Consider the following 15,271-nt stretch of genomic DNA (forward strand, 5'->3'; position numbering starts at 1 on the left):
AATACATGGTGAAATACGCTTTTAACCGTATATCGATTTAGAAGCTTGCGTTTCCTGGCGTGCGCGGGAATGGGATCACGTCGCGAACGTTTTGCATACCTGTCACATAAGCGACCAAACGCTCGAAGCCTAAACCGAAACCAGAGTGGGGAACTGTACCGTAACGGCGAAGATCGCGATACCACGCGTAGTCTTCTTTTGAAAGTTCCATTTCCTCAAGGCGTGCATCAAATACGTCTAAACGCTCTTCACGCTGCGAACCACCAATGATTTCGCCAATACCCGGCGCAAGGACGTCCATTGCGGCCACGGTTTTACCGTCATCATTTATACGCATGTAAAATGCCTTGATGTCTTTCGGGTAGTTTTGCATGATGATCGGTGCGCCAACATGCTCTTCGGCCAAGTAACGCTCGTGCTCAGATGAAAGGTCGATACCCCATTCAACTGGGAACTCAAAATCTTTACCGCAATTTTTGAGTATTTCGATTGCATCGGTGTAATCCATACGAACAAAGTCTGAACTTACCAGCTTTTCTAAACGCTCAATAGCATCTTTCTTGATGCGCTGAGCAAAGAACGCCATATCATCGGGTAATTCTTCAAGAACTGCCTTACAAACGTACTTCAACATATCTTCGGCAAGCTGCGCTACATCGCTAAGCTCGGCAAATGCTACTTCTGGCTCAATCATCCAAAATTCAGCCAGGTGGCGAGATGTGTTTGAGTTCTCTGCACGGAATGTAGGGCCAAAGGTATATACTTTTGACATTGCGGTACAGTAAGTTTCAACGTTTAACTGCCCCGATACCGTGAGATAGGTCTCTTTACCGAAAAAGTCTTCGGAATAATCGACATTGCCTTTGTCATCACGAGGTAAGTTCATCATATCAAGAGTAGATACGCGGAACATTTCACCTGCGCCCTCTGTATCGCTGGCTGTTAATATTGGTGTTGATATCCAGTAGTAACCTTTCTCGTGGAAGAAGCGATGGATAGCTTGAGACAGGCAGTTACGAACCCGTGTTACCGCACCAATCACGTTAGTACGCGGGCGAAGATGCGCATACTCACGAAGATATTCAATACTGTGGCGTTTTGCTGCCATTGGATAGGTGTCTGGATTCTCTACTAACCCAACAACTTCAATGTCTGTCGCTTCAATCTCTAGCGCTTGGCCTTGGCCTTGAGATTCCTTCACCGTGCCAGTTACTGCGAGTGAGCAACCTGCCGTTAAACGCTGAATATCAGCGTAATTTGACAGAGAATTTAGCGCAATAACCTGAACTGGATCGAAGCAGCTGCCATCGTGCAACGCTATAAATGATAATCCAGCTTTAGAATCTCGGCGTGTTCTTACCCAACCTTTAACGGTTACCGATTCGCCAACGGCGTACTTACCTTTAAGTACGTCAACTACGGGCGCGTGCGTCATGTTAGTTTCTCCGTCTTACTGTTTTTCTGCTGTTGTGTACTATGGTTAATTACACTCAACGCAGTGTGCAAAATGCACGAAAAAATGTCTTGTGGTCAATGTTTTGGATTTTTTGCCGATACAACAACATAAGTAAAAATGTGGCGTTTCAAACACACAGTAGCCTTTCAAATAGCGCATAACGTCGGCTAGGGTGGTAAACGGTGAGATGATAGCCACTATCCAATAGCACGCTAGTATACTCAACCATAAGCTGGATGCCAGAGAACAGAGTGACAAATGGGAAATAAAAGTGTTTCTCTACCCTTGAATTTGTATGAAAAACGGAAAACAGGCGAAAAGCAGGCAATGTATCAAGATGATCGCAGGAAAACTTCACCAGCGGATACCACTTTTTATAAAGTGATGGTTACCTTGAATATCTTGGCGTGGCTTGGTTTAGTCGCAGTACTTATCTTGTTTCATTACGCGCGACCAGACTTCATTAGTGGCGTGCAAAAGTATTGGGGAGTAGAGGGGGTAACAACCTGGTCTCAGGACTATATTGATGCCATGATAATCCTTTTAAGAGTGTGCCTTGGCCTGAGTTTAGTGAGCTTGATAATGAAAGCCAAAAGAAGCCGCCGACAAAACGACAGCTTCGGAGTTAATCTTATTGTGCTTACCATTATAGTGGCTGTGAGTTTATTCACGTTAGCCACTACGGTGGGCTAATCATTGCCTTTTGAATCTATTAAAAATAGAGGCCGTTCGCTAGATAAAGGCCATTCGCTAGATAAAGGCTACTTGTATCAGCCAATAGGTATAGGCGATATATGCCAACAGAAAAGCACCGCCCTCAAGCCTATTCAAACGTCCTTGGCCTTTTATTCCTATGCAGAAAATAAACAACGCTACCGTAGAGGCTAACATAACAACCACGTCGCGATAGATAAAATCGGCACTGACTGTCATAGGCTGAATAGTCCCTGCAATACCAACTACTGCAAGCGTGTTGAACATGTTGGAACCAATCACGTTTCCTATGGCTAAATCGTGCTCGCCTTTTTTAACTGCAATAAGGGAAGACGCTAATTCAGGTAATGACGTTCCAATAGCAATGACCGTAAGACCAATAATGGTGTCGCTTACGCCGAAGAAGGTAGCGACTTCTACCGCACCCCAAACAAGCATGCGAGAGCTAGCGACTAGCAGCAGTAGCCCAGCTATGAGCCAGATAACGTGAGTTTTTACCGTGCCTTCTGTTGCATTGATTTCATCACTGTATTCATCGGCTAGGGCATCTTTGTCGCCTTTCATTCCGTGGTAAATACTCCATGAAATAAGAAGAACGAATAAACCCAGTAGTGAAAATGCGTCATCTTTTGACACCTGCTGATCGAGAACCTGCCACGCGGCGAAAAAGGTAATGCCAAGTAATATCGGCAGTTCTTTTTTGATGATTTCAGACTTCACCGCAATAGGGCTTATCACTGCAGTGAGACCTAATATCAGCATGACGTTTGCGATATTAGAGCCATAGGCGTTGCCTAGGGCAATACCAGAGTTACCTTGAATTGCAGCAAAGATTGAAACAATTATCTCTGGGGCTGAAGTACCAAAGCCAATAATAAGCATCCCTATAAGCAAGGGCGATACGCCAAAATGATTCGCTACCGATGCGGCGCCACCAACAAATTTTCCAGCACTCCACAATAATACGGGTAAACCAATAGCAATAGCCAAGCTGGCCAGTAACATACTTACTCCTTAAAACGACATCGTTGAGATGCGTTCTGTCCACGTTATGTCAAAAACATCATTTATGTAGTAAGTATCGCAAATACTGCAATTTTTTGTAATACGATTAATGGAATATGCGATAAAAAGGCAAAAATACGGAGGTAAAGTGGCTTTTTACTTCACTGAAGTGCCCGATAAAGGCAATTTTCGTCTAAGTTTTGTTTACGCAAGAAACCCTCTTTTGCTTGTCACTGTTCCCTGTTAGCATATTCTTGACACCAAGGTAGACTCTAAGGCTCATCTGCTTCGGTCTATTTGCGTTAGGAATTCGCTGCTAGTGACGTACTTGAGTAATCGTTACTTTTTTATTTAGCTTCTTTAGCTTTGATACCAATTGAGATAACTCTTCAACTGACCCGGTATAGTCAATTTGCTTATTCATTTTTTGGCCTTTAACCGCCGAGTTGAATAAAGCGTCACTTTCAAAGCAGGCGGTTTGGCCGTTTAGTGCATCCCATTCTTTCTGAAGATCGCTAGGAATGGCGTGGCGCTTCGCATTCAACTTGTCTTTTATTTGCAACACCTTCCCGATTAGTAACTGTGCATCACTTGGCATAAATAGCTCTCCTAAATCTATAAAAATTAAGTAAATCAATGTGTTTAATAAGTTTGGTTCGTTAGAAACCTAAACAAAGATTACTCGCTTACTATTAGATAAAGCATCTACAATGCCAATATGACACGAGCTCAATGTTCAGAGGACAAAACCTAACGACGCTTGGGTACGAAAGTACAAATTATATTTGCAGTAAGAAAATCATTTATAAGAGTAAGAGGTGCGTTTGCGTTTAACCTTTTTCACCTGGCAATAACAGAAGTGGGGCGTCCAAATGAGTAAATTAAGTAAAATGGCGGTAACCAGGCTAAATATAACCGAGGCGGGTGTGAGAGGAATTGAAGGCCGAAAGTTATCGACGACTTTTTTCAGGGTTGAAAACTGTGATGGGCTAGACATGTACATCAATTTTTCAAAATAGTGACCATATTCTAGCGTACGCATGCCGTGCTCTATAGATTCAATCATAGAAAAGCGCTTTGCTTTTTGTGAAGCGCTATCGCGAACTAAGGCTTCGTCGTTTTGTTTCAGGCTATCGAGCATAGCTTCAACCGATGAAAAGCCGTGTTGTTTAGCTAATTCTGACGAAGAGGTAACTTCATCTCTTATGGCATCGTAATAACCGTTGAGATACTGCATATAATGGTCGGCAAGAATAGGTACCTGCAGCGTGATAATAAATAAAACCGCAAAAACAACTTTATCTAGAACCCGCGTTATCATCTACCTACCTCACCTTTTTTCTATTCAACAATTGCCAATGCAACGCTTAGCCACCCAAACTAATGAACTTTTTGCACTTATTAGGTGCAAAGAATACACAGCTTCGAACACCCTCAATGATCACTTCAAAAAGCTGTAAATCGCGTAAGTTAAGCGGCTTAACTGCTCAGCGCTTATGATGTAAGGAGGCATAATGTATACCAGTTTACCAAAAGGCCTTATCCACACCCCTTGCTTTACAAAGTGACGCTGAATTTCTGCTACATTCACCGGCTGTACTGTCTCAACTACCCCAATAGCGCCGAGAACTCGAACGTCTGCGACGCTCGGTAAGTCTGCACATTTTGCTAACTCACTGTGTAATTGTTGCTCTATGGCGGGAACCTGACGCTGCCAATGATTTTCATTGATCAACGATAAGCTAGCGTTAGCAACTGCACAGGCCAGCGGGTTACCCATATACGTTGGACCGTGCATAAATACGCCAGGGGAACCCTGGCAAACGCCAAGCGCAACATCTTCAGTACAGAGCGTTGCAGCCATGGTTAAATACCCGCCGGTTAATGCTTTGCCTAGGCACAAGATGTCGGGCGTAATGCCCGCATGTTCGCAGGCGAATAATTTTCCTGTTCTACCAAACCCCGTGGCAATCTCGTCACATATAAGCAGTACGTCGTAGGTATCGCACAACTGACGACAGCGCTTTAAATATTCGGGGTGGTACATTCGCATGCCACCAGCGCCTTGTACGATAGGCTCTAAAATAAGTGCAGCCATCTGGTGGTGATTTTTTTCGAACAATTCTTCAAGTACGAGAATGTCTTCTTCGCTAAAAGTTTGTCCGTAACGAGTTTGGGGGGCTGGCGCAAAAATCTGCTTACTCAATACACTTTCAAACAAACTGTGCATGCCATTAACAGGGTCACACACACTCATTGCCGCAAAAGTATCTCCATGGTAGCCGTTTCGTGGCGCTACAATTCGAGATTTTTCAGGTCGCCCTTGGCATGCCCAGTACTGAATAGACATTTTTATAGCGACTTCTACCGATACAGACCCGGAATCGGCCAGAAAAACACGCTCTAGTCCAGCTGGAACCATTTGTAGCAAAGACTTGCACACATCTATTGCGGGCTGGTGGGTTATGCCTCCAAACATGACATGAGAAAACGCATCTACCTGATCGTGAGCCGCTTTATTGAGTTCGGGATGATTGTAGCCGTGGATCGCTGCCCACCAACTGGACATGCCGTCAACAAGCACTTCTCCGGTGGCTAATGTAAGTTCCGCGCCACTTGCGCCTGTCACTTCGTAGCAAGGCAATGGATTCACCGCAGAAGTATATGGATGCCAAATGTGCTGTTTATCAAAATCTATATTGTTCAAAATTTAACCGTTAGTAAATACTTTGGAATGGTCAGAGTTGACAACTTTGTAATGACGCATAGACTAAGCCAGCATTCTAATTTAGTAAAGAACAAGTAAAGGACATTCAATGACCGCGGCTTCATCGCAAAATGCGTCAACGACAACGATTCGTAACGATTGGACTAAAGACGAAGTTAAAGCTTTGTTCGACATGCCATTTAACGATTTACTCTTCCAAGCACAGGTAGTGCATAGACAGCATTTTAATCCTAACGAAGTGCAGGTAAGTACGTTATTGTCGATAAAAACTGGGGCCTGCCCGGAAGATTGTAAATACTGCCCGCAAAGCGCGCGTTACGACACCGGTCTTGAAAAAGAGCGTTTGTTAGAAATTGAAAAGGTGATAGAGCGCGCCAAAGAAGCAAAACAGGTTGGCTCTACTCGTTTCTGCATGGGAGCAGCATGGCGTAACCCACGCGACCGCGATATGCCCTACATTGTAAGCATGATTGAAGAGGTCAAAAAGCTCGGGCTTGAGACGTGTATGACCTTAGGTATGCTCACCCGCGACCAGGCTGTTGCATTAAAGCAGGCTGGATTAGACTATTATAATCACAACCTTGATACGTCACCGGAATATTACGGCGATATCATCACCACTCGCACCTATGAAGACCGTTTAAATACCCTGGAAAACGTTAGGGAAGCCGGCATGAATGTATGTTCGGGCGGCATTGTGGGTATGGGCGAAACGGCGGCAGACCGCGCAAGTATGCTTGTTCAGCTAGCTAACTTGCCAGAGCAGCCGCAAAGCGTGCCCATTAACATGCTGGTAAAGGTAAAGGGGACGCCGCTAGATAGCGTCGACGACCTCGACTACTTCGAGTTTATTCGCACAATTGCCGTTGCTCGTATCATGATGCCAAAATCTCACGTTCGCCTTTCTGCAGGACGTGAAGCGATGAATGAGCAAATGCAGGCTTTGTGCTTTATGGCGGGCGCTAACTCTATTTTCTATGGCTGTAAGCTGCTAACCACTTCAAACCCGGATACTCACGAAGATGTGATGTTGTTTAAAAAGCTTGGTATTAACACTGAAAGAACTCGCGACTTTTCCGATGAGGCTCATCAGCAAGTGCTTGAAGAAGAAATTGCTCAGCAAAACGAGCCAGAGAGCAGCGAACTCTTTTACGATGCGAGTAAGCCAAAGGCTAACACAAAGTCGCAGCAAACTGCGGAGGCATGAGGCGTTTTGGCCTTTACTTGGTTAGATGACGCGTTAAGTCAGCGAGCCCAAGCGGGCCTGCTGCGCGAACGTGTTTGCCAACAATACGAAAAAGACAACATTATTTGCATTAATGGCGAACACTATCTCAATTTTTCGAGCAATGATTACCTGGGTATGCGCCAGCACGAAGGACTGCTTCAAAGCTGGGTAGAAGGGTTGGCGCAATTTGGCGGTGGTAGCGGCGCATCACCTTTAGTTACCGGCCACTCTCAGGCGCATCTTGCCTTAGAGGCCACTCTTGCCGATGGTCTCAATCGCGAAGCTGCGTTGTTGTTTAGTTCAGGGTTTGCTGCTAATCAGGCGGTATGTATGGCGCTATTTGGGTCTGCAGCGCCAAATAAAACCTCTGGTCAACCTGCCTGTATTTTTGCTGATAAACTTATGCATGCCTCTTTTTTAGAAGGAGCCATGTCTCTAGGCGATAGTGTGTCGCTGAGAAGGTTTAGGCACAACAGTGTTGAGCACCTCGACAGTTTGTTAAAGAGACAAAACGCGTCTGAGCAAGATATTCTCGTGGCCAGCGAGGGAGTGTTCAGCATGGATGGCGATACTGCGCCCGCCGCTGAAATTGCTGACATAGCCCAAAGGCATAATGCGTGGTTTATGCTAGACGACGCCCATGGTATGGGGGTGATGGGCGAAAACGGCTTTGGCACGGTTGAAGCTCTTAAGCTGTCTCAGCAGCAGGCACCTATCGTGATGGGCACGTTCGGAAAGGCCATAGGCACGGGCGGTGCGTTTATCGCCGGTAGTCAAACCTTGATAGATTTTCTGGTAAACTTTTCAAAACACTACGTTTACTCCACCGCAATGCCTCCTGCACAAGCGGTGGCCACACTATACTCACTTACTCACATTGGTAGTGACAATGCTCGCCGAGACAGTCTTAGCGCCAATATCGAACACTTTAGAGATAGGTTTGCTCAACAATTTGGCGAATATAATAAGCCGTCGCCTGAAAGCGGCAGTGCTAATGATGTTAATTTAACGGATACTTTAACAGGCAGTCTCTCTCTTGTGTCTTCTCAAAGTGCAATTCAACCTATTATAGTAGGTTGTCCAAAGAAAGCGGTTAAGCTTAGTGAAGAGTTGAAAAAGCGAGGCATTTGGGTGAGCGCCATTCGCCAGCCTACAGTTCCGAAAAACCAAGATAGACTGCGGGTAACATTAACGGCAACGCATACAGCACAAGACATAGAGGTTTTGATAGACGCCTTAGCGCTTAGTGCAGAGGCGATATCGTGAAAATGTCTTCATATAGCCCAGTTGGTGCAGTCGGCACAGCGTTTTCAACAAATTCGTCGAGCGCGGCAAATAGGCCTGCGCCAAGAATTGCATCTGCGCAAAGCACTGTATCTGCGCAAGGCAGGGTAGGTATAGAAATAGAAGAGTCTGCTGTGGCCCAGCGATTTTCTAAAGCCGCTTCTAAATACAACAAACTAGCGTCAATTCAACATACTATTGCGCAGCAAGGCTTGAATAATTTACCTAGGGAATTAAGCGGTGACGCCCTCGATATAGGCTGTGGCACGGGAGTGCACACACATACATTGTCGACGCGGGGGCTAAATGCTGTAGGCGTAGATATCGCTGATGGAATGCTAGAGCAAGCAAGAAATACTTTTCCCCAGCTTGTGTTTAAAAACGGCAGCGCTCAGGCTCTACCTATTAGCGATTGCAGTATTGATATTGCCTATTCATCCATGGCATTACAGTGGGTGAACGACCCTGAAAAAGTGGGGCGTGAGCTTTACAGAGTGCTTAAACCTGATGGCATTGCCGAGCTCGCTATAATGGTAAGTGGCTCATTCCACGAGCTTAAACTCGCGCGGAAAATTGCCCAGCTTCCACAAGCCAATACGCCAATGCCTTCTGCTCTCCAATGGAAGCAAGCATTTCAGCTCTCAAAGCTGTCGGTAAAGCGCTTAATAACGCGAGATTATACAGACAGTCATAAAGACATTATGTCGTTACTGCGCTCTGTAAAAGGGGTTGGGGCAGGCGAGACGGGCAGGCAACAGCCCCCGTTAAATCGCCAAGACATTAAAAAGTTATCTATCGCATATCAAAATACACATGGCGTAAACGAGGTGCTGTCTCTTACTTACCGGGTGTGTCATTTTAGATTGGAAAAACAACAATGAAGCAATATTTTGTAACTGGTACAGATACTGAAGTAGGTAAAACCTATGTAACCTGTCAACTTCTTACAGCCGCCACTCGCCTTAATAAAAAAGCAATTGGTTACAAGCCCGTTAGCGCGGGATGCGACCTTATTAATCACGAATGGGTGAACGAAGACGCCGCTAACATTCAAAAAGCCAACAGCATACAACTGCCAATAAGCGAAATAAATCCTATTACGCTAAAGCCGCCGATAGCCCCTCACATTGCTGCAAGTGAAGAGAATGTTGTACTGAGTGATGATAAAATTATGCAAGGTTTGGCACACTTGCAGTCTTATCAGCCAGATCTACTTTTAATGGAAGGCGCCGGAGGCTGGCGACTGCCGTTAAACATTCCTTCCAGAGGAACAGCGTTAGCAGCAACGCAAAGTCGGTTTATGTCTGATGTCGTCAGCGCAATAGGCATGGAGGTAATTCTTGTTGTTGGCATGCGATTGGGGTGTTTGAATCATGCGCTTCTGACCGCAGAGGCCATCAGGCAAGACGGGTTGACCATTGCTGGGTGGGTAGCTAATGATATAACTGGGAACATGAGCCGCTACAGCGACAACTTAGCTTCACTAAAAGCTCTGTTACCAGAGCCCTTACTCGCTGAAATTCCCTTCCAGCAAGCACCCAAAGACGAAGCTTTAAACTTCGCTTTGGAGCAACTCTGTTAAATCCGTATTGGGCGCAATGCGTTTTTTATCGTGTGCTGAAAAAATAAACCCGTCTTTGTCACCGACAAGCGTAAGCTTGTTATCAGTGAGCTTGAGTGCTGTACCCTCGCGAATGGCAACGACAGGAACGTCAGGGTTCAGTGATGTAAATTCTATCAAACGCTGGTCGCGAGTCTCGCCATTGTGCCCTTCAGGTATGAAATCTGTGTAGTGAGGATTTAGCTGAAAAGGAACAATGCTTAGCGCTTCAAAACTGGGTGGTTCAATAATCGGCATGTCGTTTGTTGTTCGTATGGATTGCCCGCAAATATTAGACCCAGCGCTCCAGCCAATATAAGGCGTAGCATCGGCGATAGCGTGCTTCATTGGCACCATTAGCGCACCGGCGTAAAGGGTTGAAAGCAAGTGGAAGGTGTTACCACCGCCAACGACAATACTTTGGCCGTTTGCTTTTGCATTATTGATTGCGGCTACAGGGTCTTCCATTGTGTGCAGACCGGTAACATTACAGTCAGGGAGGGCCTCGGCTACTTTATTAACGTATTCGTCGTAGGTTCCGGTAACGGCTGCATACGGAACGAATAGAAGGTCGCGTATATCTCCCAAGTGTGCCAAAATATGAGGCCTTGCATGTTCAAGGTATGCTTCGTCACCTTGACGAGAGCTACTCAGCATCAGTGCATGTGCGGTCATACTAACTCCATAAAATCATAGATATATAATATTACGCTAAATAAAAGGTAAAGTTTAGTATGGCACTGCTTCTATTCGCATAGCCTTCAAATCTTGAGCAATAGCGCATAAGCGCTATTGCGTGTAAAAGGAACATGAATGAAACAATCTACATCGGTCTTATTCGTATGCTTAGGCAACATCTGCCGGTCACCAACTGCGGAAGCCGTGTTCAAGCAAAAAGCCGAAGATGCAGGGCTAGATCTCTTTATCGATTCTGCAGGCACTCATGGCTATCACATAGGCAATCCACCTGATAAGCGCTCACAGGCTGCAGGTGTAGAGCGCGGATACAGTTTCAAAGGCTTAAAATGCCGACGTGTTGACGAAAGTGACTTTGAAAAGTTCGATTACATATTAGCGATGGATGAAAGCAACCTGGCTAACTTACACGGTATGTGCCCTTCTCAATATCACGATAAGGTTTCTTTATTTCTCGACTTTTCTGATGAAGAAGAAAAGGAGGTGCCAGATCCATACTACGGTGGAAAACGTGGTTTCGAACTAGTGCTCGATCTTATTGAATCAGCCTCTGACGGTTTAATTGCTCATATTAAAAACACGTCAAATAAACCATCGTAAGTACAGGGTTGAAGAACGTTGATAAAAGGTAAAACGGCAGTTGTTACTGCAGCCACAGTGTTTATCTGCGCGCTCTTTGGCGTTCTCTCTGCTGTGGGATTTACCGACACACCTTATGAATTAAAGCTTCATATTTTATATCAACTTCAACTGCCCCTGGCGCTAACTGCCACGTTAGTTGGTGCCGCATTATCGGTAAGCGGAGCAACACTACAAGTTGTGCTTCGTAACCCTTTGGCAGACCCTGGTATAGTGGGCATTACCAGCGGTGCTAGCTTGGTCGCTGCGGTGTTATTGCTTGCAACCCCTCAGTGGGCGGAAAATTATCTTCATTACATTCTCCCTGTAGGGTGTTTTATTGGTGCGTTAGCCACTACCTTCATCATTTATAAATTGGCAAGAAGGCTGTTAGGTTCTTCTACAGCGGTTATTCTTTCTGGCATTGCAATATCTACGTTAAGTGGTGCTGCCATCGCCTGGCTGTATTTGTTTAGCGATGCGAATTCCCTTAGAAACCTCACGTTTTGGTTAATGGGAAGTTTATATCAAACTACATGGCCAATTTTGGTAGTTGGCGCGCCGCTCGTTATAGCCGCATTAGCCTTTCAGTTTTCAAACGCGAGCAAATACAATCGTTTGTATGCAGGTGACGTCGCCGCGACAAGCAGTGGCGTAGATGTTCATAAACTAACGGAGCGTAGCTTAGTGGCTTGTGCCGTAGCTGTGGGGGCTGCTGTGTCTATGGCTGGCTCTATCGCGTTTGTTGGATTGTTAGTGCCGCACATTTTACGCCTACTCATTGGTCACAATAACAGGCTTTTATTACCACTTTGCGCCCTAGTTGGGGCGAGCTTATTGCTGCTAGTCGCGTTGTGTTCCGAGCTCACGCGCGCAATAACGCTGCCGGTATCTATGATCACGGCCACACTCGGCGGACCACTGCTCATATGGGCGTTGCTTAAAGGCCAGCTTAGATGAACGCAGTGATACAAGTTTCTGATTTAGAGATAGAAAAGCGTTTAAACGGGGTATCTGTGAATGCCCAAAAAGGCGACTGTATTCACGTTATTGGTCCAAATGGTGCAGGTAAAAGCACCCTTATGACAGCGATTGCGGGGCTCGTTTCACCTGATAATGGACGCATAACTTTCAAGGGAAAACCTTTAGAGTACTGGTCTTTAGCCGAGCTAGCATCAATGAGAACGGTACTCGCCCAACAGTTAGAATTGAGCTTTGCTCTTTCCGTTTCAGAATACTTATCTTTTTATAGTATCAGTGAAAGCTTAATCATTCCAAGCATGCTCGAAACGGCTCTTGAAATAGCCACTTTTCTAAATAAGCCAATCACGCAGTTATCAGGAGGAGAACGGCAGCGGGTAGAGATATGTCGCGCGCTACTGCAGATATGGCCTCAGCTTTTGAAAGGAGAGGGGATAGCCATTCTCGACGAGCCCCTTCAGGGATTAGATATTCGTCATCAATACGCAGTGGCAACACTAGTGCAAACGCTCTGTTCAAAGGGAAATACGGTTATCATGAGTTCGCATGATATTGGGCTAAGCGTTAACTATTGCAGCCAGCTATGGTTAATTCAACAGGGCAATATAGTCGCTAGCGGAAGCCCCTCTAAGGTGGCGACCCAATTTAATTTAGAAAAAGTTTTCGAGTGTCACTTTTCGGTAAATCAGAAAAATAACTTTCTAGAAATTCAAGTTTGCGCGCCTATCACCTTAGAATAAGTGTGGTAAAATAAAGAAATATTTTTTCAGACGTTTGTAATGCTAACTTTACGTCGACTTATTTTTCAGGAGAATAACCTTGAGTGATTGGAAAGTAGATAGCTGGAGGCAAAAGCCTATTTTGCAGCAGCCCGAGTATGAAGACAGCGCGCTATTGAGCAATGTTGAGCAGACCTTAAGTACTTATCCTCCGTTAGTATTTGCCGCTGAGGCCAGAGAGTTGCGTCGACAGCTAGGTGAAGTGAGTTTAGGCAAAGGATTTTTATTGCAAGGCGGTGACTGCGCCGAGTCTTTTGACGAGTTTAACGCACCTAAAATCCGCGATACGTTTAAAGTGCTGTTACAAATGGCCATTGTGTTGACATTTGCCGGTCGCTGTCCGGTAACGAAGGTGGCACGTATGGCTGGCCAGTATGCCAAGCCTCGCTCATCAAATTTTGAAACGCGAAATGGTGTGACACTACCAAGCTATCGCGGCGATATCATTAATAATTTTGAGTTCACTGAAGAGGCTCGCCGTCCCGATCCAAATCGTTTGCTTGAGGCTTATCACCGCAGCGCCTCTACTCTTAACTTATTACGCGCATTTGCACAGGGTGGTTTGGCAGATCTTCACGAGGTCAATCGTTGGAATATGGCTTTTGTCGAAAACAGCCCTCTCAAAGAACGCTACACCGACATGGCTACGCGAATTCAAGACTCGTTAGAGTTTATGGACGTTATTGGTATTAATGCGAACTCAAGTTCTACATTGCACGAGACGTCGTTGTTTACGTCTCATGAAGCACTATTGCTAAACTATGAGCAGGCACTGACTCGCACCGATACATTAACCGGCAAACCTTACGATTGTTCTGCGCACATGGTGTGGATTGGAGAGCGCACTCGCCAACTTGATCACGCTCATATTGAGTTTTTCCGCGGGATCCACAACCCTATTGGGGTAAAAGTGGGGCCGAGCATGGAAGAAGACGAACTCATTCGCCTAATTGACAAATTAAACCCGCTCAACGACCCAGGTCGCTTAACGCTTATCACCCGAATGGGAGCTGATAATCTTGCTGAAAACCTACCGCGTTTATTGAAGCGAGTGAAAGATGAAGGCCGTCACGTGGTATGGAGCTCGGATCCTATGCACGGCAACACTTTCTCTGCATCTTCTGGCTACAAGACCCGGAATTTCGATGCAATATTGCGAGAAATTAAGCAGTTTTTCCAAGCCCATGAATCTGAGGGAACCCACGCAGGTGGTATTCATTTAGAGATGACGGGTCAGCATGTGACTGAATGCACCGGCGGAGCCTATCAGATTAGTGATGAAGATTTGGCGCAGGCGTACAAAACCCAATGCGATCCAAGATTAAATGCAGACCAAGTGTTAGAAATGGCGTTTTTAGTCGCCGACCACTTGCGAAACGCTTAGGTTAAAAAATACTGCTCATTTTGAAAAAGCGCTGTTGGAGAGCAATCTGACAGCGCTTTTTTGTTCCTACAAAGATAACGTAACAACCATAATCGGCGATTTTGAGATAGTCGCGCTGTTAGTATGCAGTTGTTAGTATTCAGCTCTTCGTATGAGTTCGAAGTAAGAGGCCTTGCTATCCTTTTAAACCGCTTAAGACTTGCTGACGCTCATCCTCAGAGAGCACGCCTATAAAAATTGTTTCTCGCCTAAGGTTTGCCGTCCTTTCATCATCGCTAAGTAATAAAGATTTGAACAGCTCTGGGTTATCAAAAGTCTCCAAAATACTCTGCCACAGCATATAGCTGCCGTACCGCATAAGCTTATTTTTATAACGCTGCTCTAGGGTTTGGTGAACCTGACCTAGCAATTCAGGTTGATTCACGACTTTTTGCGCGATAGCTTCATGAATTTTCAAGATTCGTGCGTTTACTTCGCTTCGTTTTTGTTTTCGAGGTCTTACTGACATTATCTGCTTTTATTTATGGTTGGTGATATGTAATGACCGTTAGCGCAAGGCTCAGTTGCCAAGGCTCAATCCTCAATGAGCAGGGGTTCAACTACCGATTCAAGACCGTTGAGCTTTATCTCGTACATTAGCGCAAGCTGTTCACCTAACTTACCTGCTGGAAATCCCTGCTTGTTGAACCATACCAAGTACGGCTCTGGAAGGTGAAACAAGCGTCTTCCCGCATACTTTCCAAAAGGCATGGTTTGATTGATAGCGTCTTTAATATCAGCTGGGTCCATTTTACTTCT

At 45.4% G+C, this 15,271-nt stretch carries 17 protein-coding genes; 9 read left to right on the forward strand and 8 right to left on the reverse strand.

What is annotated here, in order from left to right; genetic code table 11:
• Window positions 1-37: 37 nt before the first annotated feature.
• Window positions 38-1,435: an asparagine--tRNA ligase gene (gene asnS / locus GTW09_RS05175; protein WP_163110579.1), complete on the reverse strand. Its 1,398-nt coding sequence runs from the start codon at window positions 1,433-1,435 to the stop codon at window positions 38-40.
• Window positions 1,436-1,714: 279 nt separating this feature from the next.
• On the opposite strand from asnS, the gene GTW09_RS05180 reads away from it, so the two are divergent.
• Window positions 1,715-2,149, forward strand: coding sequence for a hypothetical protein (locus tag GTW09_RS05180; RefSeq protein WP_163110581.1), 435 nt, complete (start codon window positions 1,715-1,717; stop codon window positions 2,147-2,149).
• A 57-nt stretch (window positions 2,150-2,206) separates the two neighbouring features.
• Here the strand turns inward: GTW09_RS05180 and GTW09_RS05185 are convergent, their stop codons facing one another.
• From GTW09_RS05185 to bioA, 4 genes are all read right to left on the reverse strand, one after another.
• On the reverse strand, window positions 2,207-3,175 hold the full coding sequence (locus GTW09_RS05185) for a calcium/sodium antiporter (protein WP_163110583.1): 969 nt from the start codon (window positions 3,173-3,175) through the stop codon (window positions 2,207-2,209).
• 316 nt (window positions 3,176-3,491) lie between these two features.
• Window positions 3,492-3,773, reverse strand: coding sequence for a hypothetical protein (locus GTW09_RS05190; protein WP_071979441.1), 282 nt, complete (start codon window positions 3,771-3,773; stop codon window positions 3,492-3,494).
• A gap of 201 nt (window positions 3,774-3,974) precedes the next feature.
• Entirely contained in the window at window positions 3,975-4,496 is a 522-nt protein-coding gene (locus GTW09_RS05195) for a DUF2937 family protein (RefSeq protein ID WP_163110585.1), read from the reverse strand.
• Window positions 4,497-4,616: 120 nt separating this feature from the next.
• The gene (gene bioA, locus GTW09_RS05200) at window positions 4,617-5,882 is read right to left on the reverse strand and encodes an adenosylmethionine--8-amino-7-oxononanoate transaminase (protein ID WP_163110587.1); all 1,266 of its coding nucleotides are present in this window, start codon (window positions 5,880-5,882) and stop codon (window positions 4,617-4,619) included.
• A 109-nt stretch (window positions 5,883-5,991) separates the two neighbouring features.
• Here bioA and bioB point away from each other — a divergent pair, with 109 nt between their 5' ends.
• From bioB to bioD, 4 genes are read left to right on the forward strand one after another with little or no spacing between them, the layout of a single operon-like run.
• The gene (gene bioB / locus GTW09_RS05205; protein WP_163110589.1) at window positions 5,992-7,110 is read left to right on the forward strand and encodes a biotin synthase BioB; all 1,119 of its coding nucleotides are present in this window, start codon (window positions 5,992-5,994) and stop codon (window positions 7,108-7,110) included.
• Between the two features lie 6 nt (window positions 7,111-7,116).
• Entirely contained in the window at window positions 7,117-8,397 is a 1,281-nt protein-coding gene (locus GTW09_RS05210; protein WP_163110591.1) for an aminotransferase class I/II-fold pyridoxal phosphate-dependent enzyme, read from the forward strand.
• A 2-nt stretch (window positions 8,398-8,399) separates the two neighbouring features.
• Window positions 8,400-9,296, forward strand: coding sequence for a methyltransferase domain-containing protein (locus GTW09_RS05215; protein WP_163110730.1), 897 nt, complete (start codon window positions 8,400-8,402; stop codon window positions 9,294-9,296).
• Window positions 9,293-9,997: a dethiobiotin synthase gene (bioD, locus tag GTW09_RS05220; protein ID WP_163110593.1), complete on the forward strand. Its 705-nt coding sequence runs from the start codon at window positions 9,293-9,295 to the stop codon at window positions 9,995-9,997. The genes GTW09_RS05215 and bioD overlap by 4 nt, the downstream gene beginning before the upstream one ends.
• Here the strand turns inward: bioD and pepE are convergent.
• Window positions 9,968-10,690 (reverse strand): dipeptidase PepE, encoded by a 723-nt coding sequence (pepE, locus tag GTW09_RS05225; protein WP_163110595.1) that lies wholly within the window; start codon window positions 10,688-10,690, stop codon window positions 9,968-9,970. The two genes, bioD and pepE, sit on opposite strands and share 30 nt — an antisense overlap.
• Before the next feature lie 138 nt (window positions 10,691-10,828).
• Between pepE and GTW09_RS05230 the strand changes: the two genes are divergently transcribed.
• From GTW09_RS05230 to GTW09_RS05245, 4 genes are all read left to right on the forward strand, one after another.
• Window positions 10,829-11,311 (forward strand): low molecular weight protein-tyrosine-phosphatase, encoded by a 483-nt coding sequence (locus GTW09_RS05230; protein ID WP_100971341.1) that lies wholly within the window; start codon window positions 10,829-10,831, stop codon window positions 11,309-11,311.
• 57 nt (window positions 11,312-11,368) lie between these two features.
• Window positions 11,369-12,289, forward strand: coding sequence for a FecCD family ABC transporter permease (locus GTW09_RS05235; RefSeq protein WP_420809539.1), 921 nt, complete (start codon window positions 11,369-11,371; stop codon window positions 12,287-12,289).
• The gene (locus tag GTW09_RS05240; protein WP_163110597.1) at window positions 12,286-13,050 is read left to right on the forward strand and encodes an ATP-binding cassette domain-containing protein; all 765 of its coding nucleotides are present in this window, start codon (window positions 12,286-12,288) and stop codon (window positions 13,048-13,050) included. Before GTW09_RS05235 ends, GTW09_RS05240 begins: the two co-directional genes overlap by 4 nt.
• A 79-nt stretch (window positions 13,051-13,129) precedes the next feature.
• Window positions 13,130-14,473: a class II 3-deoxy-7-phosphoheptulonate synthase gene (locus GTW09_RS05245; protein WP_071979431.1), complete on the forward strand. Its 1,344-nt coding sequence runs from the start codon at window positions 13,130-13,132 to the stop codon at window positions 14,471-14,473.
• A 175-nt stretch (window positions 14,474-14,648) separates the two neighbouring features.
• Here the strand turns inward: GTW09_RS05245 and GTW09_RS05250 are convergent, their stop codons facing one another.
• Both GTW09_RS05250 and GTW09_RS05255 read right to left on the reverse strand, forming a co-directional pair.
• Window positions 14,649-14,981, reverse strand: a complete 333-nt coding sequence (locus tag GTW09_RS05250) for a hypothetical protein (RefSeq protein ID WP_163110599.1) — start codon at window positions 14,979-14,981, stop codon at window positions 14,649-14,651.
• Between the two features lie 65 nt (window positions 14,982-15,046).
• A complete protein-coding gene (locus GTW09_RS05255; protein WP_163110601.1) occupies window positions 15,047-15,262 on the reverse strand; it encodes a DUF3820 family protein in 216 nt (71 codons plus the stop codon).
• Window positions 15,263-15,271: the final 9 nt, after the last annotated feature.

It is taken from the genome of Alteromonas hispanica (assembly GCF_010500915.1).
GTDB lineage: Bacteria > Pseudomonadota > Gammaproteobacteria > Enterobacterales > Alteromonadaceae > Alteromonas > Alteromonas hispanica.

What these genes read in the sequence shown, in the direction of transcription:
- GTW09_RS05215 (WP_163110730.1), top strand. Translation starts at nt 8,400, where the DNA reads ATGTCTTCATATAGCCCAGTTGGTGCAGTCGGCACAGCGTTTTCAACA.
- GTW09_RS05255 (WP_163110601.1), bottom strand. Translation starts at nt 15,262, where the DNA reads ATGGACCCAGCTGATATTAAAGACGCTATCAATCAAACCATGCCTTTT.
- GTW09_RS05190 (WP_071979441.1), bottom strand. Translation starts at nt 3,773, where the DNA reads ATGCCAAGTGATGCACAGTTACTAATCGGGAAGGTGTTGCAAATAAAA.
- GTW09_RS05185 (WP_163110583.1), bottom strand. Translation starts at nt 3,175, where the DNA reads ATGTTACTGGCCAGCTTGGCTATTGCTATTGGTTTACCCGTATTATTG.
- pepE (WP_163110595.1), bottom strand. Translation starts at nt 10,690, where the DNA reads ATGACCGCACATGCACTGATGCTGAGTAGCTCTCGTCAAGGTGACGAA.
- bioD (WP_163110593.1), top strand. Translation starts at nt 9,293, where the DNA reads ATGAAGCAATATTTTGTAACTGGTACAGATACTGAAGTAGGTAAAACC.
- GTW09_RS05180 (WP_163110581.1), top strand. Translation starts at nt 1,715, where the DNA reads ATGGGAAATAAAAGTGTTTCTCTACCCTTGAATTTGTATGAAAAACGG.
- GTW09_RS05195 (WP_163110585.1), bottom strand. Translation starts at nt 4,496, where the DNA reads ATGATAACGCGGGTTCTAGATAAAGTTGTTTTTGCGGTTTTATTTATT.
- GTW09_RS05240 (WP_163110597.1), top strand. Translation starts at nt 12,286, where the DNA reads ATGAACGCAGTGATACAAGTTTCTGATTTAGAGATAGAAAAGCGTTTA.
- GTW09_RS05250 (WP_163110599.1), bottom strand. Translation starts at nt 14,981, where the DNA reads ATGTCAGTAAGACCTCGAAAACAAAAACGAAGCGAAGTAAACGCACGA.
- asnS (WP_163110579.1), bottom strand. Translation starts at nt 1,435, where the DNA reads ATGACGCACGCGCCCGTAGTTGACGTACTTAAAGGTAAGTACGCCGTT.
- bioB (WP_163110589.1), top strand. Translation starts at nt 5,992, where the DNA reads ATGACCGCGGCTTCATCGCAAAATGCGTCAACGACAACGATTCGTAAC.
- GTW09_RS05230 (WP_100971341.1), top strand. Translation starts at nt 10,829, where the DNA reads ATGAAACAATCTACATCGGTCTTATTCGTATGCTTAGGCAACATCTGC.